Below are 21,390 nucleotides of genomic sequence, written 5' to 3'. Positions count from 1 at the left end.
CTTAAGACTTTATGTATAATTGATTTTCGTTTAGTGATTCCTCAAAATATCGGAGTTCAATAAGATCTTTACCTTTAATTACAGCAAGTTTTGCTGCATCATTAGCAATCTTAACGATCAACGCGGCGGAGAATCCTTGCATCTTTTCCGCTAGATTTTCCCATTTCACTTCTTTAGAAACATTAATGGATCCTAGTGTAGATTTCAATATATCGGCAATTTCCAATTTACCCGGCTTCGGCATTTCAATGATGTCATCAAATCTTCTAAACAGCGCTCTATCTATTGATCCTTCTAAGTTAGTTGTCGCAATTATTATTCCTGGTGCGTCGTAATCTTCCAATACATTCAACAGAATATTTACCACACGGTGCATCTCCCCAACATCCTGTTTATTATCCCGAGCTTTAGCAATAAAGTCAAACTCATCTAATAGCAACACGCATGGATAGTTTTTGATTGCTTCGAATAGTGACTTCAAATTTGCGGCCGATTCTCCGAGATAAGATGAGATAATCGCTTCAAACTTTACTTTAAGAAAAGGAAGACCGATATTCCACGCAATACGCTCAGCACTCATACTTTTCCCACAGCCCGGAGATCCGTGCAACAAGATTCGTTTACGAGGCTTTAAGCCAAAATGAGCCAAACGTTCACGCGCTACATATTCATTTTCTATTCGCTTGATCTTTTGCTCAACTTCTGGTGATAACACCATCTCATATCTAAGTTGATCTCTAGCTACCTCTGTGGCTAGCGGAATATTATTTCTTTTGTCAGTAGGGATACTTATGTTGCTACCTAGAATATTTTTAAGTTCACCTTTAAATGACTGGTGAGAACTAATATTTTTATCGAGTATATTTTTAAGACGTTCAGCTAATTTGGAATGTCCCTTCTTACGTTCATCATCAATAATGAACTGGGCGACTTTGACAATATCATCCTTTGGTTCTCCATCTATGGAACGGAACAATCTGATCATCAAGTCCTGGTTCATATAATAATATTTTATTGAGTGATAATTATAACAATTCTTAAATATAAACAAGCTTTATATCAACGCCAAATATACCCATAAAACCTGAGTTTCCCATTTTGTCATTTTGTAAGTCAGAATACTGTGAAATTGTATAAAAAACTAAAATTTGCGTCCGTTTATAGCAGATTTTTTCAAGAAATACTTCCCGCTGGCGTGATGTTTTCAAGGCTTTCATGATGATAAGTTCATATTTTAATTAGCATCTTTTGTAGTCCGATACCAATAGGATCGTCTAGGCTAACAAGCATTTCAACAAGTTCCTTGGTCATCTTTAAGATAAGATTTGAGTCAATGATAATTAAGTTTTATGCTATTACTTCGATCCTATAATTAGGAAATGTTCAGAAAATAAAATATTTTTAGTCAAAATCTAACCAATCTCCAATGCAAAACGAATTAGAACAAAAAGCAAGTGTAAACTTAAATATTTATGTAATCCGCTTTAAGGAAAAAGGAACCTCAGACAAAGAATTACTAAAAGTGAATGATGTGTTGGGGAATATCAGCTTTGAAAAGAAGATGCAGGAAATGATTACGTTCTTTGATACACCTTACGTTTCCGGGAACAACGAGCGAATGCTTTATATCCATCAACTTGATCCAGACTACACCAATAACACTCTTAATGGCCTATTTCGAAGGGGCGTAAGTAGCGAAGAGCGATATATAGATGAACTTCAAACTAGTGGTAGGAGCAAAAAAGCTTCTCAGATCGCAACTATTAAAACCGATCAATATACATCAACTCATTTTTTTTCTCTCTATGTCAGCCAGAATCAGACTCTTCTGGCATACTCTTCGTTGCCCAGAGCTTCAAACAGTACGGTTTTAAAGAGCTTTTCGAAGAATCGTTTCGTAAATATTTGGAACAAAAGAATCCAGATATAAGATGTTTTATAACTCAGTTATCTGTCCCAGCATTATATGACAAGATAATAGATGAGTGTATTGTGAAAAGGCTGACATTTAAACGCCATGGGTTACCTGCTGACTACGAAGACTCTTTTCTCAATATGGAAAAAGGAGAGGAATTCGAAGTCAGCCTATCTGTACAAGCTAAGAAAAATGGCTTTTCCTTTTTCAAAAATACTCTCAAGAGCTTCAAAGAGAAAGATACCACCTTAATGGAAATCTTTCCATTAGAGAATTTTGAATATCAAGATTTAAGCGCGGAGGTATTTCTGGGTGGAAAAAAGCGAGTGCTCAATATGAAAAAGCCTACAGATCTCGGCACCTATTACGATATTACCGATGATGTTGAAATTGATATCCTGACAAAGCATCCAGTGTATGATAGTATAAAATCTCAGTCACAAAATATAACGAGGCAAGAAATACTTCCTAACATAACCCTATGAAACGGTTTTTAAGATCAGTTTTTAACAGAGTCAATATCAGGCCGATAATTTCAGAGCATGTAAACTCGTTCTATGACAACAATATTCTGGTAAACGAGCATAGGAAGGTCATACCATTTACGGACATTGTTCTTTTTTTAGGTATTCCTGGATTATTTTCCGGTATTCTGATAGGCATTTTCAACATAAGCTTTGATAAGGATATTATCAATATACTCATTACTTCCTTGTCAATATTTATTGGTCTACTATTAAGCTTACTTGTTCTGCTTTTTGATCTTGGAAGGAAAGAGAATGAACAACTGCATGCGTTGCCGTCAGATCCGGTGGCCCACATAGATAAAGCGAAGAAGAAAGTTGCCCTTATCAGGGAAGTATTTTCTCAAGTGATCTTCAGTGTAGTTTTGTCTGCGGGAGCGATTTTAAGTACCATGTCAACGCAGGTCATTAAGTTTGATTCTGATATAGTTTTGCCTGAGTCAAAAATCATAGATGGTATAACTTTCGCGTATTTCTATGCTTCTCATTTTCTTTCAATATTTTTAATCTGTGAATTCATCATCACCTTACTGATGATCCTTAAACGATTTAAAATTCTTTTTGATCTTGAATTTCCATCTAGCACTGAGAGATAAGTTGTTTGTTTTAAATATTAGAATCTCTCATGGCACAATATTAATAAATAGCCCTAAGATAATTTGCTAACAAAATTAATAAGGTTCTACTAGATACATTGATACTGAAGCCTTACCCTTTTTCAAACAGTGAATAAATATAAAAACGTTCTTTACGTTTTCAAAGATTCCTTCATATATAACCACGGACTTAATCCATTTAATGATTTGTGAGGGTAATTACTGTTGTAATCAATCTGCCATTCGTAAGAAATAGCATTGACTTCTGGCAGTGATCCAAACAAGTAAGCGTCCAACACATCCTCTCTAAACGTCCGGTTTAGTCTCTCAATATAAGCATTCTGTGAGGGCTTACCAAGTTGTATATATTGTAGCTCAATGTCATTCTCATTACAAAAATTAACAAAAACCTTAGACAGAAACTCTCGCCCATTATCGGTTCTGATACGCCTAGGCTTAGGCCTAGAAAAGATTAATTCTTTCAATTTCTGAACCAACCTAACACTCGGAAGCGAATAGAAAGCTTCATTTATCAGAGACTCTCTGTTATAATCATCCATCACATTTGGTACTCGAAAACTGCGGCCGTTAGAAAATGAATCACTCATTAAATCGATTGACCAAGTCCTTTTAATTCTTTTCGGAACTATTAGCTTATCATTAATTCTAGATGGAATTCGACTTTTCCGCTTACTACGCAGCTTAAGATTGATCTCTCTGTAGACTTTTAGAACCCGTTTTCTTTTCCACACCAAACCCTCAACTCTAATTTTTCCATAATAGGTTTCATTGCCTCTAGTTGGATAGTTGCCTGCTAGATCCATGAGTTTAGCAACCACTTGCTCATCATCTTTCGCGTGGTTATAATAGTACAAACTACGGCTCATGCAGACAATTTTACAAGCTCTATGGATACTGATCCCTTACTTAGTCACTACAGACCCCACCATCTCTTTAAGTTCGCAAAGCTTTAAAGCTTTTTTCAATATTATCTTTTAGAATTCGGTTATCAAGGCTTAAATCGGCAAACATACGTCTCAGTCGTGAATTTTCTTCCTGCAGTGCCTTTAGCTCTTTTAGGTGTTGCGCGTCCATACCTCCATACTTCTGCTTCCATTGATAAATGGTTGGTGCTGACAGGCCGTGCTCCCGACAGATATCTTTAGTGGCTTTACCGGATTCGTATTCTTTAAGAATATTGACAATCTGATGCTCTGAAAATTTGCTCTTTTTCATAGTTTTTAACAAACTAAACTTAATATTGCTATTTGGTTTGAAAAACACGTAATGCTACCTAGACTTCATAACATTCGAATATATTCTCATATGGTTACTTCTATTCAAATGGTTTAATTTAAAAAAATCTTTTCATTATTAACCGATCGTATAATCTACAAACTCAAATTATTTATAAATTCTAGAGTCCCACCGAAATACATTTTTATATTTCTCCCGCTAAAAAAGTTTCTATAACGATAGCCAGCTTTTCCATAATCAATTGCACCATTAAGCTTTAAGTAATTATCTTGTGCTGTTAGATAAACTTCAATATTAACATCTTTTCTTAGCATTCTAGACATTAATTGTTTAAACTCAAAATCTGCTTGGGGTAGCGAATAACCTACGAATACTATCTTTTCTGCTTCAGATAGTTCGATCCCTGCATTCTGCCAAACTAGCTTATTTTGAATATTATTTAAATTTTTAAGAAATGTAGGAGTGATTAAATTTGTGAATAGTTTATTTGTGTAACACTTATTTAGATTATAGTTTTTTTCGCAATGTCTACAATAATACTTTTTGAAAATATATGCCCCGTTAAATCTCTGATAAAGCTTTACGTATAGTCGCGAACATTTTGGACATTGTGACCAATTGAGAGAACCATGCAATTTTAGCAATTTCACATTATATCTCCCTTTACCGATAGCATATAAACCGGGCTTGACTTTATGATCTCTTTCATCTAAAGAGCTTATGTAGCAACAATAATCTAGTACTCCCGAAAACTTATGTCCCTTGGGGATAGGGTCTTTATTTATTGTTCTATGCAAGCTGTTATCTAGGATAATATCCCAGTTTGTAGTAATTATGCTAACTCTATCTTCACTTTCATTTAGGAGCCGCGATTTACATTGGTTAATTATAAACTGTGAGAATTTTTCTAAAAGTGCTTCTTTTCCAACAGCCTTATCGATTTCATTTTTTAAGGCTAGCATTACGAGGTTGTTGAGAGTATTTCTGAGGGTGAATAGCTTATAAATATCATAATCTTTAAAAGAGCAACCCTCTACAATTGATTTATCAATTGGGGTGTAAATGTCTTCTAATGGATAATGTATTTTTTCTTCTTCTGAAACTTTTAGCGAAGTTACAATGAATTTATCGAGTTCTTCGATCCACATATTTACTTTTCTTTTCTTTAGTTTAGAATAATTTGAGTGATTCTTGAGATCGTAAATCGCTTTTAAAAGGTTTGCTTGAGAAGGCGCGCCAAACTCCATTGAAAACCCTGCTCCGAGAATATAAACCGTTTTTCCCATTTTTTTATATTACACTAATAAGTGGTTAGATTCTTAGTTATTCTGGATATTTAATTAAATGCTATGAATTACTGTACACAGTCCAAGCAATTTATATTACTTTTCACTAAGCGATACTATTATTATTCATCTGTTTATAAATCTATTCTTGCCGTTTACTCTATTTTTTAGTAGCAGAAAATTGAATTTTATCACAACAAAATTAAAGTATTATAATCCTACTAATTTTTAATATGCTTTGTCGTTATTTGGTTAGTAACATGTACTAATATATAATATATTTCTTATTGTGATGAATTTACGTGAAGAATATATTAAGAAAAATGATTGGTTTGGAGTTTTCATTCCTATTTTTGTACAAAAGCATTTGCAGCAAAAAAACAAGGTGAGCTTTTCGGTGAGTCTCTTTTTAAAAAGTTTCTTCAATCATCATTAGACATCGATTTTGTACTCGAAATATGATCCCAGCGGGATCTGCAATATTTAAAACAATTAGGAGGAGGGATTCGGGACATATGTAAATGTAATGGCTGGACTTAAGAACTTTTAGCGGAAAGATGTAATATCCACATTAGGCAATTAAAAAGAATTGGGAGCGCGAAAAAAACATAGCATATCAATTTTGACAATGATCGCTCACAAACCGCGGTCACCCCTCCATGAATTATTGAAATTCTAAACAGTTTCTTTTAATAAATATACTCTTCAAGTGTTCTTTTGAAACAGTTTCGGATATGACCCCAATGTTTTGAAATGATTTGGCAAAGTTTAATCGAACGGTAAGATTAGCCGAACGCTCCGTTAATTCGGCTGTAGATATTTTCCGGATGCCATTCCAAATCCCGTCCCCACACCATGCGCTTGCCATTTATTCCTACGCGCTGAAATCCTTGTTGCTCCAAGTAGGCAATGGCCGAAGTGCTCTCTGAGGGAACCACTACTTTCTCTTTGAAAACATAGTGCAATTCCATAAGCGCGTGTCCAGCTTTTTCATTGACCGCGTAGACTGGCCCCTCTCCAAGAAATGGTAAGTGATAACCTTCTACGATATCATTATTCACGTAGACCATGGCCTGTTCAAGGAACGGCAATAGCAGATACTCTCTATCTTCTCCAGTAATTCGTTGATCTAAATCTAAAATCTGGTTTTTGTATTCCGGCGAGTAAGATAAAATGTCGTCGTTTAACTTGTCCACAGGAGTCAGAGTTTTACCTTGTGAAAACTCTATGTACTCGCTCACCGCACGAAATCCTGCTTTTCTATAGATTGGTTCACCCATTTCGGAAGCCATGAGCGCAATAGATGGAATGTTGGCTCGCTCGGCCATATTAATAAGCTCATCCACGATTCTGCTGCCAATACCCTCACCCTGATAATCTGGTTGTACGATCACGTGAGTGATCCAGGCAGACCCCCTCAACATCACTAAATTACCCAACCCTACGATCTTCGTATCGAAAGAAGCCTTAATAGGGTGTGTATAATCGTTGTTGATATGCTGAATAAAATTGTCAGATATGGCTTCCCAACCATCCGGCTGAAGTACAGAGACTTGACTCAGGTCTTGTAATGCAATGGGCTCTAATTGTATGCTCATAAAAAATCAAACTAATGCTGGTGTTTGTACCATGAGATTACTCGAACAACAATGGATGCGAAACATGGTTTTAAAAAATAGTATTGTGTTTTTAATTTCTGCAAAATAATGAGTCTTTTGACTAAATGTTATTAAGGTTTTTGTTTTTAAACCGTGAAATAACCTCAAGAATCTATCTATAAAAAAATGCCTATGGTTCTTAAATAACCAATCATTTAAAAGCTTCCATCAATCCAAAATGATCGCTGAGCAATATAGTCTATAGTTGGAGTAAATGAGGTCAAACGCTATGATATATCCAAACTCTTCCTCATGTAGTAACTAGTTATACTGTCTTCCACATCTATTATTTCAGTAGGCTTTCCTTCTGCAACTATTTTACCACCATCTGGACCTGCGCCAGGACCGATATCAATTATCCAGTCACTTTGAGCCAATACTTCCATATCGTGCTCGATAGAGATAACAGTATTTCCAGCATCTACTAATTTATTCAGTTGCAGCAGAAGTTTCTCCACGTCTGCAGGATGTAACCCAGTGGTTGGTTCGTCTAAGACATATAAAGTATCTCGTTTACCTACTCGTTGCAATTCTGTCGAGAGTTTTAGCCGCTGTGCTTCACCTCCTGAAAGTTCGGTAGCTGGTTGACCCAGCCTCAGGTATCCCAGCCCCACTTTTCTTATGGTATCCAGCGAGCTTGACAATGTTGATATATCCGAGAAAAAATTAAAGGCCTCATCTACCGTCATTGATAGCACTTGGGCTATATTTTTGCGATTGTACTTGATATCCAAAATCTCCTGTCTGTATCTTAATCCATTACATACTGGGCAGGGAGAATAGACACTGGGTAAAAATAGCATCTCGACCATCACTGACCCCTCTCCTTTACAATTCTCGCATCTGCCGCCTGGCACGTTAAATGAAAATTGAGCTGCCGGATACTTTTTCTGTTTTGCTACCGCAGTATTAGCGAACAAAGATCGTATATGATCGAACAGACCGGTATAGGTTGCTAAGTTAGATCTTGGCGTACGTCCAATCGGTTTTTGATCTACAATGATCAATCTGCTTACCTTTCCATCGATGACCTCTAATTGTCCAGATGCACTATCTGTAGGTTCGGTGTTCAATAAATCATCTGACTCTGCCTCTGAATCATCCTTTATCGAAGAAGTACCAAGAAAATCCGACACCAACTGGGTCAGTGCATGACTTACTAAGGTGCTCTTGCCTGACCCTGAAACTCCGGTCACACTAACGAACACTCCTAATGGAAATTGAGCATTTAGACCGGTGAGGTTATTTTTTTTGATGTTAGATAATTTTATCCAACCTCTTGGTGCCCTAGTTTCCTGTTTTAAAGCTGATTCACGATATAAATACTTCCCGGTTACCGATGCTTCTACATTTCTGATGCCATCTGGTAATCCGCTATAAACGATATTGCCGCCCTGTTCACCAGCTAAAGGTCCAACGTCGACAATCCACTGCGCATGACGTATAACATCCACCTCATGCTCTACAACAAACACGGAATTGCCTGCCGACTTCAACCGATCCAACGCTCGTAAGAGAGCTTGCGTATCGGATGGATGTAGTCCTGCAGAAGGTTCATCGAGTACATAAGTAACTCCAAATAAATTGGATCTAACCTGCGTGGCTAAGCGTATGCGCTGAAGCTCTCCTGCCGATAATGTGGGTGTACTTCGCTCTAAAGTCAAATGCCCTAGCCCAAGATCTATAATGATCTCCAGTCTGGATATGACATCCTCTGCAATTCTCCTCACCACGGTATCGTCATTCCTACTTGCGGGGTTGGAATCTTCAACCTTAGTATATTTTAAAAAAATCGCATTTAACTTTTTTATAGATAGTCTAGACATTTCTACAATATCAAGACCATCAAATGTTACCGATAAAGACTCGCTTTTGAGTTTTTTACCATTACACTTAGGACATTCCGTGTTCATCATGAACGCTTCTGCCCTCTTTTTCATAGCTGCACTTGGTGAATTTTTCAATGTGTGCAGCAAATGTCTTTTCACGCTGGTAAATGTGCCAACATAATTCGGCCTCAAATTCTTTGCGATAGCTTCTTTTACCTGAAAGCGATCCATATTTCTATACACTGGAGCTTCGGGCTGATCATCTGTATATAAAATCCATCGCCTAGTTTCTTCGGGCAATTCTTTCCACGGTACATCTACATCATAGCCTAGGCTTGTTAATATCTCTCTTTGATTTTTACCATTCCAACCATTTGGCCATGCGGCGATCGCCTTCTCTCGTATAGTAAGTGAGTCGTCGGGAACCATGAGCTTTTCAGATACATCGAATATCCTACCAATACCTTGACAGTAAGGGCAAGCTCCAGCAGGATTGTTAGATGAAAATCCATCGGCATAGATTATTTGCTGTCCTTCGGGATAATCTCCGCCTCTGGAGTACAATAGCCTTAGTAGACTCGATAAGGTAGTTAAGCTTCCCACAGACGATCTAATGTTTCCACCGCCGCGATTTTGCTGTAGCGCTATGGCTGGAGGCAATCCATCAATCTGTTCCACCTGCGGTACTGCCATTTGATTGATCAGTCTTCTAGCATAAGGCGATATGGACTCTAAATACCGTCTTTGCGCTTCTGCATATAAAGTTCCGAAGGCTAGCGAAGATTTTCCAGAGCCTGATACGCCCGTAAATACAACCATTACATTTCTTGGAATTCTTATATCTATGTTTTTTAAATTATGGGTACGTGCCCCTTTTACAATAACATACTTACCAGCATCCAGTGTTTCTTTCTTCATCGAATTAGATTTCATACTATCCAGTAATAGATAGCAAATTTTAAGATCCAACAGATCTTAAAGCAGAATTAATCAATTACGTGATTAACAATATGTCCCCAAAAACTGCTCCAACACTTTAATTCATGCTGTTTAAAAGACAAACCCACCTTACAAACAGACTTTTATAAAGATTCAGGTCTATGGACAATTAAAAAATTGTAAAGGCCTATTACTATGTTAAGCCTGCTAGTAGGATCTCGGTTTCGAAGGTTATTTTTCTATTAACAAAATGGTCGTTTTTTGCGACAAAAAGAATAGATTCATCAATAGTCGATATACCATATAATGTACTGTCTCAAAATGTTGTTTCACAATTCTATGCTTCATAAATTAGTATATCAAACGTTTTTATGAAAATAGTATCTCCTATCGTAAGTATCTGAATCAAAACTTAGACTTGCAAATCGACTCAGTCAAATATGCGCGCTTTTTTTTGTGCAATAGTCAAATAGGTTGGTTCATCTGTCCTTTTCAAATCTGTCTCAAAAAACGAATAATATCAATATCCCTCTTGTCAGCGTAAATATGAATAGATTTATGTAGTTTAGACTGACTAACAATTTGTGTACATCAGTTTGTTAACTTTATGCCAAATAATGATTCAATAAAAGTATTATCACTACTTTTTGTGACAATGATAATCTTTGTCCTTCCAAGTTATTGTCTTACAAACCCCACACTTGATGTTTGCCAGGTTGTCGGAACGGTATATGATAGGCCATATAGCACCGAGTTGATACTTATCAGATCAGGTGAAGACGAAAGGTTCCCGATACAAACTATTAAGATAGCTGATGGTTCCTTCTCCTTTGAAATGGAAGCGCAAGACATTGAATGGTATGAATTAGTGTTCTCAGACGAGTTCGAGAATGGAGCTGCAAAGCCTATCTCCTTTCTCGCAGAACCAGGTGTTTTGTTGATGGAGCTGTACCCTATGAATTTCCATCGCAAAAATAAGCTTAAAGGTACGCCCTCTAATGAGGAACTGGACAGATACAACCAGGTGGTCGATGAAAAATTTCCATTTTGGAAATTGGAAGATTCAATACGCGCAACAGAAATATTAATAGATAGTTTGCGTAAGAGTACCGAGGCAGATTCTCCGGATAATGAAAGGTTTTTACTAAATAGGATAGCATATTTAGACACTTTGGAGCAAGCCTATGAGGAGATGTATTCTTATTATTTAACCCACATGTATGAGGAGGTTCAGAGTAGGAATGATTTAATAGGATTACTCAAGCTTTCCAACCTCTTTAATCTTCTGAATGGCAAGCATAGATCAGGTATAAATATCGATTTTTCGAAGCTTAAATCACTATTTGATAAGCAATACATAGTTTTATCTAATAATTACTTGTATAAAAATATGGAAACGTCCTTAATTGCTGATGAGGAAATAGCGAAAGGAGAAATGTTTATAGATTTTGAAGCGGTAGATTTCGCGGGACGAGAGCATCTTCTTTCCCAATTCATAAACGGGAAGATAACTATTGTTCACTTCTGGGGTTCTTGGTGCCTACCTTGTAGAAAAAAAGGTATTGAGCTAATTACGCTGTATAATGATTTTCGCGAAAAGGGACTATCTGTTGTCGGCGTGGCAAGAGAACGTTCATTAAGGGATGCGATCGTCGCCGCGAATAGCGACGGATACCCTTGGAGTAACCTTGTCGAATTGAATGATAAGCATCGTATTTGGAGAAAGTACAAAATGCAAAATTCTGGAGGAGATATCTTTGTATTTGATGAGGAAGGAAAAATTATTACGTACTCTATATCTGTTGATAACTTACGAGACCTATTAACCAACTATTTTGAAAACATTTAATGTTAATTGGATTTCGAAATGGTAAATATCACAGTTCTGATGTTCAGCCTTTTTGCTATCTATTTCAAAAGATGAAAGTGAATTAGTGGCGTTGAGAAATAATTTATTCATAACGCTACTGTATCTGCAGATTAAATCTAATAAATTAGACCTCCTATACACGCCAGAAGAATTTTGTCTGTCTCACAAAACGAAGTAATTTAGATGTTTTTTATTTGTAACTTATAAATTGGTAATAAAACCAAATAGATAAACTTGAAGTGTTGTGATTTATTTAATACATACTAAAAGAGGTTTGGGTGTTGAAGTATGGGGAACACAGGATGATCTACACGATTTATATGGCACCATATCCCAGTATTTTAGTAATGATAAATTTTATGATAGAAAAGGCTTTGATTCCAGAGACAAGATTATCAGCAGTTTTTCTTATGAATTAAGAAAAGCATATCAAAAAAACCGATTAACAAGGGAAGCTGGGGATTACTCGTACGAGCAGGTTACACATTATGGTTTTCAGTGCTCATGGATACATTTTATTTTCGTCATACATGCTCTCCGATACAATATGCGATTTGCGGTATGCAGTAAATATGATCTAGCTCAAATACTTAAACTGGAGTATTGGCTAGAAAGGGCAATGAGAGAATACGATGCCTCAGGATCTACTAATCTAATACCATTCATATCAAGTAATTTATCAGACGAGTGCGAACATTTTTACATGTGCATGAGGTCTGCAAATGCGGAATATTTTATGTTAAAGCCTGGTAAATCTTCATTTCGAAAGATACCTGAATTGTTACGCATAGCAGTAGCAGGAACACCGGAATATGACTATTATAGGCAACAACTTATTAAAGATAAAAATACACACTTGTGCGATATTGATGACCTCGAATTGCAAGACGATCATATTAATTACGATATAAAATGGTAGGTATGTACTTCACATGCTATATCTGGGAATTATAATTTGTTTCACAAACCAAAAATTTGATTTTCCAAACTTTTTAGTGATATTTGGTTTGAGCTTTTAGCGTAAGCTTGCCACTTGTCTTAGCAAAGCTGTATCGGCAACGCCCTATTAGAATGATTCGTAACCCAATTTCTCGTTACGGAGAGCGGTAGACAAGTGACGTTTTTCTTTGGGAGTTTGGAGGAACGATGACTCATAAAACAAATGCTAGCATTGCGCGGCACATTAAGCGTAACGCTAAGAGAATTAAAAAGGAGAAGGGAATACCCTATCACCTAGCCTTAGATTTATCTTCAATGGAATCTGGCTATTCCAATTACAAAAACTTATTAAACAATTCTGCGACACTTCCTAAACCAAAAAAAATACACCTGAGAGAGTCGGTATATTACCAAATCCCTTAACATTGCCTTATAGTATGTTGGGAAGTCCATCTGGGTCAAAAAGACCGAACGCAAAAGCGCCTATAAAAGTTCATCAGCGATTGGGCGAATTGCTGAAAGAATTGTACAGCGCAATGGAGTATAATAAAAAAGGATTACGCGCCATTTCTACTGTTAAATTTACACTCGATAATTGGATACAGTTAGAATATACTAGCAGAGAAGAATTGACAGATGAAGTTTTCTTTCAAATTTACTACGGAGATACCAACCATCCATCTGACCCTTGGCCGACCGACCGAAAGAAAAGCCAATTGAAAAGATTAGTTAAAGATGTGCGGATACTAATTCGTGAGGCCTATCATAACTGCGCTCCCATTCAGGTTCTGAACAAGAAATTAGATGTAGCGATAAAGGCTATAGAAAATTGGCCTTTAAACAGACAAGTTAAAGGACTAATGGAAGTAAAGGGCCAGATATCTCGAGGAACGCTGATTTATCTTAAGAATTATAACAGAAAGCCGGCTGTTGTACTCTCTCACGACACCATAAACAACCTCATAAGGTGTTATGGAGACAGCGGCATTTCAACAGTAGAAAGAGAGGAAATAACAGTTGCGAGAAAGCAATCAAAAGCTAAAAAATTTTGCCCGATGCGGCTAACGCTGCCTTATGGAAAATGGCATTGTGAGCAAGGTATTGAGATCCTATTTAATAGGGATTATATTCCAATCTGGATGAAAGACGTAAATGGCAAAGTGCAGCAAGTTGATCCGAATATTAAAGTAATACATATTGACGAACAAGAATTTTATTTCAGTGATAAGTCTGCACCATGGGCCGGAGATAAATCTACAGAAATTAGGTGCACCAATATCCTAAACAGCTGGAATGTTTTGCAACGAAGTTCTATTTTAATGGAAGAATTAAGAGAATTTATTACCAATGGAAATACGAAGAATTTTAAATTTCTAAATCATTAAATATAAACTTATATTTAAAAGTTGGCGAGTGGCCAATATATTATCCGCAAACCAACTTTTATTTTTTCTTACAATCCGAAAATTCAGCAAACTTCTTTAATGCCAACTATTCTATTCCAATTTTTATATCATCATTAACGGCTGAATTTTAAACAACGCCCCTACAGATATAAAGTAGATAAAGGTTAGCATAAGTCCCATAGTCTGTCTCACAAAACGAACTAAGAACTAATTATATATCAGAAGGTAATTATTTGATCGATTGAATACTATTGCTGGTCTTATCTTTGAACGAGCTACAAAACTTACACCTGAACTCTTAGCCATTAACTGTTTAAATACTATTTCATTCCATTGTGACAGACAGCTGTCACAGCTTTGAAGACCTTTGTTTTAAATCTTAAAAGCAAAGAAAATGGAAAAAATCACTATTGATCCTTGGAAGTGGGGTGAGTACACAAATTCGGCTCAGGCAGTAGAAGTAAAAAACGTAACTGGAACACTATACTGTTCAGGACAAGTGGCTATAGACCATCAGGGCCAGCCAAGCTCTGAAGACATGCGGACCCAGCTCAAGCAAACCATTGCGAATTTGGAACACCTCATCACGCAAGCAGGTTATGAGATGAAAAACATCGTTCGGTTGAATGTATACACCACATCTATTAATGAGCTCTTTTCAACCAGTATGGATATCTATAGCGAATTTCTTAAAAAGTATGAAATAAAGCAGGCTACGACGCTGGTAGAAGTGAAAGCACTATTTTCTACATTGACTATAGAACTGGAAGCGACTGTTGTAAAATAATAAATTCAATAGGCAGGTATGATGAATATTTGCCTATTGAATCAGAAATGACCTTATAAGACAAACTAGATGTTCAATTATATAAACACTTTAAACTGGGGAAGCATTGCCCTTGCGTTTATCATTTACTTCGTATTAGGCGCTTTATGGTTTACCACGATCTTCAAGAAATCCTACGAGGAAGCTTTAGGCAAAGTAGGGCAGCTCCCTGATAGGCCCAAACCAATCTTTGTTGTTGGACCGGCTATTTGTACATTTATTATCACGTTCACGACGGCTATCCTAATTAATGTCTTAGACATATCTTCGCTGTTTAGCACGATTGAATTTGCGAGCATTGTCGGTATTGGTTATTTGGTGGCCAACACCGTCAATATTGCGATAAATCCAAACATACCTAATCCGTTACACTATAGCGTAATAACAGGGTCGTACCACTTATTAGGTATTTATATCATTAGCTTTGTGTTAGTATACATGCGATAATACACTGATATGGATCCCGGAACTGGATATACACCTTCCAACCGTGCGGAGTGGAGAGAATGGTTATTAGAAAACCATCTTTCCACTTCCTCAGTATGGGTAGTTTTTTACAAAAAAGAATCTGAAAAGCACAACCTTACTTGGCAGGAATCTGTTGATGAAGCCTTGTGTTTTGGCTGGATCGATGGCCGACGAAAGGCGATCGACGAAGAAAGGTATATGCAATTTTTTTGCAAACGTAAAGCCAATAGTGCTTGGTCTAAGATTAATAAAGAAAAAGTACGAATTTTAATAAACTGTAAAATGATGTTTCAGGCTGGTCTGGATGCTGTACAGCTAGCGAAACAAAATGGATCGTGGAATTCACTGGATGATGTAGAAGCACTAGTTATTCCATCTGATCTGGAAGCAGCTATCAACAGCGAAAAATGTATGTATACCTATTACAATAGTCTAAGTAACTCTGCAAAAAAAATAATATTGCTGCGTCTTCAGAAAGCTAAGACCTCTAAAACACGCGCAAAGCGAATAGCCGAAATCGTGCGGTCACTAGGCATCAATACCTTACCGCCAAAATTAGGAAGCTAAACAAGGTAATTATGGATACACTCAAACGTTTTGATCGCATCTTGCGATTATATTTTTTACTACAATCCAGGGCGTCTGTATCTATACAAGATCTACAGCAAATTTTTGGAACTAGTAAAAGAACCATATACCGAGACATTAAGTCTTTGGAACTTGCTGGTATTCCGATATTATCCAATAACGGTTCCTTTGGTATTTTAGAAGGCTACAGAATACACGCCTCTAGATTTACAGATGAGGAAATGCTTAGCCTTCTAGTGGCCGAAAAGATGATGAAGCAACATCAAACAAATTTTATTCGGCAACAGTTTGATTCGTTATTAGTTAAGGTGAAAAGTTCTTTTCAATATCAGCAGAAAGTAGCGTTTGACGAATTAGAAGATAAGCTACATATCATGCCTGATACCAAGGCTACTTCATATTTACCAACTATCATCAATACTATTCTGGAAAGTGTTTCAGAGCGAAGTATTCTACAGATTGATTATTTAAAAGTTGGCAATATGGCGAAGCAAACTCGTGAAATGGAACCAGTAGGCATATTCTTCGAGCGTGGTTTTTGGTATGTATTAGCATTCTGTCTCACACGTTTAGCGTATCGAAACTTCAGATTGGATAGAATTAAGCGGGTAAAAATTACCGATATACCCTTCACCCGTAAACACCAGTCAATACAGATTTTACGGTCTACATTGGCCGAAGTTCCTACTGTAGATATTGTTATTGAATCCGATAAAGAATTTTCCCATTTTTTATCATTCGAGAGAGACACATACGGTTTTTATAAAGAGGAAATAACATCTGACCATGCAAGGATGTATTTTAAATGTGCGGCGCATCCTACAGCATTTGTACGTTGGTTTCTGAGGTTTATAGACATTGCAGATATCTTGGAGCCAGAGGCTCTGAATGATGAGCTTAGAGAAATTGTGCGAAATGGGTTTAAAAAATTGACATCTAGTAGATAATATGGGAATTTAGTACAACTTATAATTATCTGCGTAGCTAACGGGCTTAGCCGGGAAAAAGAAGGTATAGATACTGTGGTTCGATAGCTTGAAAGCTATTAATAACATTTACAAAAAAAGCATTCGATAGGATAAATCTATCGAACGCTTTCTCTTTAACAAACCATTAATAGTTATTGGCATTAAATTTACCGTAATCTCACCAACAATTTGTAGCTATAAATTAGAAAATTATAACATGGCGTATTAGATATTTGTCGCGCAAAACGAAGCAAAATTCGATAGTAAAGGAAAGGTTGATGGATGAACATATTTTTATTACTTTAGTCAATGACTATGTCATGTGAAGTACCTAGGTGCAATCACTTCCACCAAACTACCAAATCTCAAAATGTCTGCTAAAACATCTATAGCGCTATTAATTTTTTCCTTCGTATTCAACATAGGGTTGGCCCAAAAGAAATCTGAAATCTACATTATTGGGAATATACACGATAGTGTTCCTAATTATAATCCTCAGATTCTGTTTGAAATTATCAATAAGATAAAACCCGACATCATCCTGCATGAAGTTGATAGCGAGGGGATGAATGCTTATGAGACATCTTCTGAAAATCTAAAGGGAAATGAGATTATAGCAAGTAATCGCTATGTAGACAAAAACCACAAACTTTACGATTCCCTTTCGATTTCGAAGGAAGGAATCACTATCGTAAGGAAAAAGGAATGGTGCCTACTGACAATCTCGCGGTACAATTGATAGACAGTTTGTTTAAGTCTCACATGCTGACAACAGATGAAGCGAGCATTTATGAATCATTCCAAAGTATAACTTCAGACTTGATAAGTATTGCATCGTTGTCTCCAGAGAATTTTAATAACACTCGAACGGACAGCATAGCAGAGAAAAGACAGCACTACCAATACCATGAACTGTTCAAGATAATAATAAACAGAAAGGAATTTGCTGAAAGACATGTTGTAAAACCAGACGGAACCAATATAAGTTACAGAGATGGATTCCTATTAATGTCAAAATTTTGGGATCTTCGGAATAAAACGATGGCTGATAATATATACAAAATCAGCAAGCAATACCCTGATAAAAGGATTGTAGTTCTTACTGGATTTCTACATCGTTACTACCTAATAAAAGAATTAAACAATTTGGATAATGTCAATTTGGACATCAGATCTTTTTACCAGTAAATTGTAGTTAGATTGAGCTTGCATATATTAACGCATGGATACAGCGTAGAGTATGTGTCATTACTTAGGCTCAAAAGTGATTTTGTCTCACAAAACGAACGTATAAAGTTCTAAGTGTATAGACTAAAAACGCCTGAAGTTGGGAACTTCAGGAGTTTTTACCAAACCAATTATTAACCTACCACAGTAGTTACAAAGTTGATGCTATTTATTTCCCCCACAATATTAGTGCTTGTGGCATTCTTAATCTGTTTCCAAGAACGACTGTATATTTGTAAGTATACCTAGAATGATTCTTAAATCGACGTAAGGTGACAGAAGTATCCCCGGAGGATACTTAAATGCGCCATTGCAAGGCATGAAGACATAAATGTGAGGCTCTGCCCTACTTCCGCTTGCTTAAATGACTCGTCCTGAAATAAGTTATCCGCTTTAAGATCATCGAATGGTAAGCTTCTTCTCTTCCTGATGTGTATACTGCTTAATTAACACATCGACGGCATCCATTGAGGCAGTTGCATCAAACTGAATCGTCACTATGCGGGATTCATTGGGCATCAATGTAAAATAATTATCAGATGCTATGATGGGCAAAATACGTGCTTTACTTTTTGCGTGCGCTAGTCGCAACCTGTTTCCAAATGCAGGCTTGTTGCTCTTATTCTGCACTTGAATCTGGAATGTCCGTTGATCATCAGACTGCTTTTTATCCAACAACTTCACATCTAGCGAGACGGCTGAAATATTTTGCAAGTCAGTGTAATTATCATCATTATTAGCATTTCGCCAGTAGAAGTTTTCTGCGATCAGATTTCCATCAACAGCATGAAGCTCCAGACGGATAAATTGCAAAGCGCTATTATGCTCGTCTGTTGAAAAAGGTATTTGAAAAGCTTCTACATTGTTACTCGCCAAAACATTGATGGACGCATTTTGACTGTATGCTTCGATGATGTGACCATGGAGATCATACACTTTTACACTGGCCAATGCTCCTTCCAAAGATTTAGCAGTCGTATTGATGACTTTGACACTGTTAGTAGATGAATTCCACTGAATATGCAAAGGTTCACAAGCCATTTTTGCACCCCAATATGCTCCTGTAGCATCATGATAATAATCATAGGTCTGCCAGACAAATGACGGATATGCAGATTGACTCATCCAAATCAAAAGACCACTCGCATCATGCCACATTTTGTCGTTCCAAGCCTCGTACATACCTTTCATTACCTCAATATTCAAGAATTGCGCCTTCGCACAAAACTCCTCTAGATTATCTGATGTACCGTATTGCGTATTTACAGCCGTCTTATAAGCGATAGGATTTGCGTTAGAAGCTTCCTTCCCGAAGTAGTGTTTATTCCAAACGTTGTCATCGTCATCCTTCAATTCCTCATCCGTAGGTAATGGCCACCAGCTTTTCTTCGGAATAAATTCCCGAACACTTTCGAAAGTCGGGAAGGTCGCTGTACCAATTTCTGTGCGTAAACCATAACCTCGATCCGATCCGTAAGGATAAGGCGGCTTATTCCAAGCTAGATTGCTACCCGAGTTTTCAAAATGATCTTTTGGCGATCGATTGCCCCACCAACCGCTACCCGAAAGGCCGTCTTGATTGGAACTGGATTTATACATGCGATCATTATGATCTTCGGAAGCGACAATTGTGCGCAAATAGGCATCTAACTCGGGTTTTGGACGCGTCTCATTGGCGCCACACCAAAGTGCGATGCTGGGATGGTTTCGTAGTCTACGAATTTTATCTAGTGCATTTCTTTTAAAATCTTCATAATCTACAATATCATTGTAAGCCACGTACAGCCAGAAATCATCCCACACCATAATGCCATACTGATCACAATAATCATAGAATACATCATCCGTCACACAACCTGTCCATAAACGAATCATGTTATAATTCATATCCTTATGGAGCTGTATTTTTTGCTCGTATTCCTCATCCGAACAGCGCAGCAGATATTCGCTCATACCCCAATTTCCACCTTTCAGAAAGATCTTCTGTCCATTAATATAGAAATTCATTACAGGCCATCCGGCCGCATTGGGCACAAATTGATAGCTGTATTCACGAATGCCAAATTTGATCGTTTTCTCATCCGATATTTGACCACCCTGTTCGCAGACCAACTCACAAGTGTATAAATTAGGCTCACCGTAACCATTGGGCCACCAAAGATTTGGTTTATGCACAATTAGTTCTTCAAAATCCTTACGCTCAAAATATATGACGGAAGAATTATTTGCCGGAACCTTGATCGATTTTGTGAAGCGGATATTGCCTGGTTGGATCGTCCCCGAAACCTTCACCTCTTGCTCCTGATCCGCATCATTGCTAATCTTACTAGATACCGATAGATAGGCAATATCATTTGATTCGAGCTGCGAACGAATGTGCGGATCTTCCATCCGCACATCGCGAACGATTCGCAGATAAGCTTTGCCCGTAATACCAGCCAAACGGCCAGGTACATAAGGCATCCAATCCCAACTCGCTGCAGACAGATAAGTCGGGCTGGCGGCAACACCGAATGAACCTTCGGCATTTCTTGTCTTTTTCTGATCGGCATCAGTTATCAACACCGCAATGGCATTTGAACCATTGAGATTTAACCATTCTGTCACGTCAAATTTTGAACGAATCATATGTCCGCTAACATCACGTGTGGATGAATCCGTGCCTGATAACTTGCGCCCGTTAAAATAGAAATCGGCATATCGATTCGTATTATCGAAGTGAAGCCATACTCGCTCGCCTGACTGCAATTTCTTTGGCGTGTTGAATGTGGTGCGATACCAAAATGGTCGATTAAAGAGCGCTTCGTCTACCTGATGAATATTGTTTCCTACATTCGGATCTGGCACAAGACCAGCCGCCACATAAGCGGAAAATACAACACCTGGCACAGGTGCCTCTACCGCCTGACTAAATTTATAATTCGGCTTTGATATTTCGAATCCCGAAGCTTTTTCATCAGCTTGCGGTTTGACTTCCCAAACGATATCTGGGTTTTCATCCGTGAGTAGCCATTCCAAAGATTGTGCAGATACGGCAATTAGATTACCTATCAATATGGTAAGCAATACAAGATGTTTTTTCATCTTAATAGTT

At 37.3% G+C, this 21,390-nt stretch carries 19 protein-coding genes; 11 read left to right on the top strand and 8 right to left on the bottom strand.

Features of this window, described 5'->3' with window-relative positions:
• Nucleotide 1: 1 nt before the first annotated feature.
• Together A0125_RS07255 and A0125_RS15830 are read right to left on the bottom strand one after the other, a co-directional pair.
• Nucleotides 2-1,000, bottom strand: coding sequence for an AAA family ATPase (locus A0125_RS07255; RefSeq protein WP_066754045.1), 999 nt, complete (start codon nucleotides 998-1,000; stop codon nucleotides 2-4).
• A gap of 37 nt (nucleotides 1,001-1,037) precedes the next feature.
• Nucleotides 1,038-1,217, bottom strand: a complete 180-nt coding sequence (locus A0125_RS15830) for a hypothetical protein (RefSeq protein ID WP_197464814.1) — start codon at nucleotides 1,215-1,217, stop codon at nucleotides 1,038-1,040.
• A gap of 209 nt (nucleotides 1,218-1,426) precedes the next feature.
• Here A0125_RS15830 and A0125_RS07250 point away from each other — a divergent pair, with 209 nt between their 5' ends.
• From A0125_RS07250 to A0125_RS07240, 3 genes are all read left to right on the top strand, one after another.
• A complete protein-coding gene (locus A0125_RS07250) occupies nucleotides 1,427-1,930 on the top strand; it encodes a hypothetical protein (protein WP_066754042.1) in 504 nt (167 codons plus the stop codon).
• Nucleotides 1,931-1,992: 62 nt separating this feature from the next.
• Nucleotides 1,993-2,400 carry a hypothetical protein gene (locus tag A0125_RS16105; RefSeq protein ID WP_231863160.1) on the top strand — a complete coding sequence of 136 codons (408 nt, stop codon included), beginning with the start codon at nucleotides 1,993-1,995 and terminating at the stop codon, nucleotides 2,398-2,400.
• The gene (locus A0125_RS07240) at nucleotides 2,397-3,035 is read left to right on the top strand and encodes a hypothetical protein (RefSeq protein ID WP_066754038.1); all 639 of its coding nucleotides are present in this window, start codon (nucleotides 2,397-2,399) and stop codon (nucleotides 3,033-3,035) included. Before A0125_RS16105 ends, A0125_RS07240 begins: the two co-directional genes overlap by 4 nt.
• Nucleotides 3,036-3,187: 152 nt before the next feature.
• Here the strand turns inward: A0125_RS07240 and A0125_RS07235 are convergent, their stop codons facing one another.
• The 5 genes from A0125_RS07235 to A0125_RS07215 form a co-directional block, all read right to left on the bottom strand.
• Nucleotides 3,188-3,922, bottom strand: a complete 735-nt coding sequence (locus A0125_RS07235) for an integrase core domain-containing protein (protein WP_066754037.1) — start codon at nucleotides 3,920-3,922, stop codon at nucleotides 3,188-3,190.
• A 67-nt stretch (nucleotides 3,923-3,989) separates the two neighbouring features.
• Complete coding sequence (locus tag A0125_RS07230; RefSeq protein WP_066754031.1) at nucleotides 3,990-4,271, bottom strand: transposase; 282 nt, start codon at nucleotides 4,269-4,271, stop codon at nucleotides 3,990-3,992.
• 155 nt (nucleotides 4,272-4,426) lie between these two features.
• A complete protein-coding gene (locus A0125_RS07225) occupies nucleotides 4,427-5,578 on the bottom strand; it encodes a hypothetical protein (protein ID WP_066754029.1) in 1,152 nt (383 codons plus the stop codon).
• A gap of 785 nt (nucleotides 5,579-6,363) precedes the next feature.
• Complete coding sequence (locus tag A0125_RS07220) at nucleotides 6,364-7,176, bottom strand: GNAT family N-acetyltransferase (protein ID WP_066754027.1); 813 nt, start codon at nucleotides 7,174-7,176, stop codon at nucleotides 6,364-6,366.
• A gap of 287 nt (nucleotides 7,177-7,463) precedes the next feature.
• Nucleotides 7,464-9,998 carry an excinuclease ABC subunit UvrA gene (locus tag A0125_RS07215; protein ID WP_066754025.1) on the bottom strand — a complete coding sequence of 845 codons (2,535 nt, stop codon included), beginning with the start codon at nucleotides 9,996-9,998 and terminating at the stop codon, nucleotides 7,464-7,466.
• Nucleotides 9,999-10,659: 661 nt separating this feature from the next.
• Here A0125_RS07215 and A0125_RS07210 point away from each other — a divergent pair.
• The 8 genes from A0125_RS07210 (at nucleotide 10,660) to A0125_RS16100 (ending at nucleotide 17,808) form a co-directional block, all read left to right on the top strand.
• Nucleotides 10,660-11,853, top strand: coding sequence for a TlpA disulfide reductase family protein (locus tag A0125_RS07210; RefSeq protein ID WP_197464813.1), 1,194 nt, complete (start codon nucleotides 10,660-10,662; stop codon nucleotides 11,851-11,853).
• Nucleotides 11,854-12,118: 265 nt separating this feature from the next.
• Complete coding sequence (locus tag A0125_RS07205; RefSeq protein WP_066754021.1) at nucleotides 12,119-12,793, top strand: DUF6904 family protein; 675 nt, start codon at nucleotides 12,119-12,121, stop codon at nucleotides 12,791-12,793.
• A gap of 457 nt (nucleotides 12,794-13,250) precedes the next feature.
• Nucleotides 13,251-14,198 carry a DUF5623 domain-containing protein gene (locus A0125_RS07200; RefSeq protein ID WP_066754019.1) on the top strand — a complete coding sequence of 316 codons (948 nt, stop codon included), beginning with the start codon at nucleotides 13,251-13,253 and terminating at the stop codon, nucleotides 14,196-14,198.
• Between the two features lie 415 nt (nucleotides 14,199-14,613).
• Nucleotides 14,614-15,006, top strand: coding sequence for a RidA family protein (locus A0125_RS07195; protein ID WP_066754018.1), 393 nt, complete (start codon nucleotides 14,614-14,616; stop codon nucleotides 15,004-15,006).
• 69 nt (nucleotides 15,007-15,075) lie between these two features.
• The gene (locus A0125_RS07190) at nucleotides 15,076-15,492 is read left to right on the top strand and encodes a DUF1761 domain-containing protein (RefSeq protein WP_066754017.1); all 417 of its coding nucleotides are present in this window, start codon (nucleotides 15,076-15,078) and stop codon (nucleotides 15,490-15,492) included.
• Between the two features lie 9 nt (nucleotides 15,493-15,501).
• Nucleotides 15,502-16,080, top strand: coding sequence for a YdeI/OmpD-associated family protein (locus A0125_RS07185; RefSeq protein WP_066754016.1), 579 nt, complete (start codon nucleotides 15,502-15,504; stop codon nucleotides 16,078-16,080).
• A gap of 11 nt (nucleotides 16,081-16,091) precedes the next feature.
• Nucleotides 16,092-17,048 carry a helix-turn-helix transcriptional regulator gene (locus A0125_RS07180; RefSeq protein WP_066754014.1) on the top strand — a complete coding sequence of 319 codons (957 nt, stop codon included), beginning with the start codon at nucleotides 16,092-16,094 and terminating at the stop codon, nucleotides 17,046-17,048.
• 343 nt (nucleotides 17,049-17,391) lie between these two features.
• Nucleotides 17,392-17,808, top strand: coding sequence for a hypothetical protein (locus A0125_RS16100; protein WP_231863159.1), 417 nt, complete (start codon nucleotides 17,392-17,394; stop codon nucleotides 17,806-17,808).
• 887 nt (nucleotides 17,809-18,695) lie between these two features.
• Here the strand turns inward: A0125_RS16100 and A0125_RS07170 are convergent.
• Nucleotides 18,696-21,380: a glycoside hydrolase family 2 protein gene (locus A0125_RS07170; RefSeq protein WP_066754012.1), complete on the bottom strand. Its 2,685-nt coding sequence runs from the start codon at nucleotides 21,378-21,380 to the stop codon at nucleotides 18,696-18,698.
• Nucleotides 21,381-21,390: the final 10 nt, after the last annotated feature.

It is taken from the genome of Sphingobacterium populi, assembly GCF_001586775.1.
GTDB classification, from domain to species: domain Bacteria; phylum Bacteroidota; class Bacteroidia; order Sphingobacteriales; family Sphingobacteriaceae; genus Sphingobacterium; species Sphingobacterium populi.
The sequence above is the reverse complement of the archived record's forward strand: the minus strand, read 5'-3'. Positions and strand labels throughout refer to the sequence as shown.

Excerpts from the sequence above, each read along its gene's own strand:
- A0125_RS07230 (WP_066754031.1), bottom strand. The coding sequence starts at position 4,271 with ATGAAAAAGAGCAAATTTTCAGAGCATCAGATTGTCAATATTCTTAAA.
- A0125_RS07190 (WP_066754017.1), top strand. The coding sequence starts at position 15,076 with ATGTTCAATTATATAAACACTTTAAACTGGGGAAGCATTGCCCTTGCG.
- A0125_RS07210 (WP_197464813.1), top strand. The coding sequence starts at position 10,660 with ATGATAATCTTTGTCCTTCCAAGTTATTGTCTTACAAACCCCACACTT.
- A0125_RS07215 (WP_066754025.1), bottom strand. The coding sequence starts at position 9,998 with ATGAAATCTAATTCGATGAAGAAAGAAACACTGGATGCTGGTAAGTAT.
- A0125_RS07180 (WP_066754014.1), top strand. The coding sequence starts at position 16,092 with ATGGATACACTCAAACGTTTTGATCGCATCTTGCGATTATATTTTTTA.
- A0125_RS07220 (WP_066754027.1), bottom strand. The coding sequence starts at position 7,176 with ATGAGCATACAATTAGAGCCCATTGCATTACAAGACCTGAGTCAAGTC.
- A0125_RS15830 (WP_197464814.1), bottom strand. The coding sequence starts at position 1,217 with ATGAAAGCCTTGAAAACATCACGCCAGCGGGAAGTATTTCTTGAAAAA.
- A0125_RS07185 (WP_066754016.1), top strand. The coding sequence starts at position 15,502 with ATGGATCCCGGAACTGGATATACACCTTCCAACCGTGCGGAGTGGAGA.
- A0125_RS07255 (WP_066754045.1), bottom strand. The coding sequence starts at position 1,000 with ATGAACCAGGACTTGATGATCAGATTGTTCCGTTCCATAGATGGAGAA.
- A0125_RS07235 (WP_066754037.1), bottom strand. The coding sequence starts at position 3,922 with ATGAGCCGTAGTTTGTACTATTATAACCACGCGAAAGATGATGAGCAA.
- A0125_RS07225 (WP_066754029.1), bottom strand. The coding sequence starts at position 5,578 with ATGGGAAAAACGGTTTATATTCTCGGAGCAGGGTTTTCAATGGAGTTT.
- A0125_RS07200 (WP_066754019.1), top strand. The coding sequence starts at position 13,251 with ATGTTGGGAAGTCCATCTGGGTCAAAAAGACCGAACGCAAAAGCGCCT.
- A0125_RS07170 (WP_066754012.1), bottom strand. The coding sequence starts at position 21,380 with ATGAAAAAACATCTTGTATTGCTTACCATATTGATAGGTAATCTAATT.
- A0125_RS07195 (WP_066754018.1), top strand. The coding sequence starts at position 14,614 with ATGGAAAAAATCACTATTGATCCTTGGAAGTGGGGTGAGTACACAAAT.
- A0125_RS07250 (WP_066754042.1), top strand. The coding sequence starts at position 1,427 with ATGCAAAACGAATTAGAACAAAAAGCAAGTGTAAACTTAAATATTTAT.
- A0125_RS07240 (WP_066754038.1), top strand. The coding sequence starts at position 2,397 with ATGAAACGGTTTTTAAGATCAGTTTTTAACAGAGTCAATATCAGGCCG.